Genomic DNA, 2187 nt, shown 5'->3' on the forward strand with positions numbered 1-2187 from the left:
TGCCGTTTAAATTTACACCGATCTTCAAATTTGACCTAAATTTGCGGTCAAATTTGCTCGCTAGCTCAGTCAAATTTAACTCGTAGCTGCCTGCTAGTCACCGTCAAATTTACCTAAAGCTTATCTGCGCGTCGTCCGTGCCGTCTTCGAGCGAGATGTTGTAGCCGCCGGTATTTGGCGGGCGTTTATAGATATCTTGCGGGCGGATATCCAGCACCTCGTCGCTGAAAAACACGCACTCTCGCTCGCCCGTATCCACGTCGCGCACCCAGATTTTGCCGTCGTCGACGATCTCCTCGTCAAACTCTATCACGCGGTTTTCGTAAATTTTGCCCAGCAGTCGCTCGTGCAGGCGGTTCTCGCGCTCAAACTCCAGCTGCGCTTGCAGACACTCCGCTTCGTCTATGAAAATAGGCTCCAGCGCGATCTTGTCGCCCTCTAGCACGCACTCGAATTTCTCCAGCGTAGAGCAGTCCACCTCGCTGCCGCCCAGCCTCACGACGTCCTTGTTGCGCATGAAGTAGCGGTTGGTGAGGTTGCCCATCAGCGCCTCGTACGCCGTGCCGCCGATCGCGCGTTTGAGTAAAAACTCGTTTTGAAACGCCAGCACCAGCTCCACCTCGCACTCGCGCAGGATCTCTTCGTTTAGCTCGGTGTTTTCGCTCAGCAGCTTCGCCGACTCGTCGAGAAATAGGCTAATAGGCCTCTTTTGCTTCATCGTTACGCGCTTTAAAAGCTCGGGCAGAAAGCTGTTTAGCAGGAAGCTCAGCGCGCTTTTGTCGCAGCTTGCGGCGTTAAATATCACGATCTTGCCGCTATTTAGCAGCCCTACGATACTCGCGTCGCCCGCAGCGCCCTCGCCGTCGCCGTTTAGCGAGTCGTCGTTCATGAGGCCTAGAAACGGCGACATCATCATCGAGTAGTTGCGAAAATCATCCCTCGTGCGCTCGTCGCCGATGTCCTTGTAGCGGCTCGTCGCGTCCAAAAACTCGTCCGCGGTGGCCAAAAACGCGCGGTTTATCATTATCGTTTCGCGGGTGAAATTTAGCGTCGAGGAGTCGAGATTGTCGCAGATGAGGCTCAGCGCGTCTTTAAACTCGAGCATCTTTTCTAGGTCTTGCGAGAGGCGCAGTATCGTCGCCACGTCAAAGGTAAAATCCCGCGCTAGCGTGCGCACGTCGGCGTAAAAGGCATCCGTGTAGCAGTCGTTTAGCGGCGTGATTTTTTTAGCGAAAATTTTAAGCGCCTTTAAAACCTTAAAAAACTCCGTCGCGATGCTCGAGCCAAACTCCTCCCAAAACTTCTCTCTTGATTCCATCGGCTTTTTCACGCAGTTTTTAAAGTCCCGCGGCTTCATCGAGGCGATGAGATTTATCGGCGCGTCCAGCCTTGCACCCACGCTCACGACGTCTTTTAGGCGGCCCGCTCTGCGCGCTAGAGCCTTGATTTTGGCGCTCTCGCCGCCTTTATAATCCACTGCAAACACCGCGTAGCCGTTTTGCATGCGGTCAAGCAAATTCGGATATATCATCGCCGTCGTCTTGCCGCTGCCCGTTTCTCCGATGATGGCCGCGTGCGTGAAGTCGCTAGGTATCAGCGCGCCTTTTTTCTCCGCGTTTTCCCGCGTTCTCGTAAATCCCATTATTTTTTGCATATTTTTCCTTGTCGGGGGCGATTGTAACGAAATTTGGTTTAAAGATTTAAATTTGACGGGGCGGCGGAGGCGTCAAATTTTGCCTTTGAGGCGAGATGCGAAGCTAGTCTGCAAAACCCGCACCGCAAAAATGCTAGATCAAATTTGAGCTTTAAGTAGAGCAAGGTGGGTTGCGCCGAAATAATTGTCGTCAAATTTGGGCTCAAATTTGCCAAGAGCGAGTTAAATTTACTCGGCTTTTTTGCAAACGGCGGCCGAGTGCGTGAGTAGATCGTGTAAATTTAGCGCGTCTTTGCGAAAAAAGCAGAGGCAAAGTCCGACGACGCTAACTCCTGAGAGCAAAAAGCAGATGTAGCGGAGCAAAACGCGTGCGAAACCGAGCTTGCGGCCGCTGCGCAGGTCGATGAGGTAGATATTTTGCGAGCGGTAGCCGGGCGTCTGGGCTTTGATCGCAAAAAAGGCGCAGCAGATGAGAGCGACTGCGAAATTTGCCCCGAATATCGCGGTTTGGTTGTGCAAAAAGTCGTCTTTGC

Annotated in this window: 2 protein-coding genes; both read right to left on the reverse strand. The window is 52.7% G+C overall.

What is annotated here, in order from left to right; translation table 11 throughout:
• Positions 1–109: 109 nt before the first annotated feature.
• Positions 110–1687 carry a type IV secretory system conjugative DNA transfer family protein gene (locus Q0338_RS01285; RefSeq protein WP_298085184.1) on the reverse strand — a complete coding sequence of 526 codons (1578 nt, stop codon included), beginning with the start codon at positions 1685–1687 and terminating at the stop codon, positions 110–112.
• 195 nt (positions 1688–1882) lie between these two features.
• A partial coding sequence (locus Q0338_RS01290) for an RDD family protein (protein WP_298085183.1) occupies positions 1883–2187 on the reverse strand: 305 nt, incomplete at its 5' end.

The organism is uncultured Campylobacter sp. (assembly GCF_938018145.1).
Lineage (GTDB): Bacteria > Campylobacterota > Campylobacteria > Campylobacterales > Campylobacteraceae > Campylobacter_A.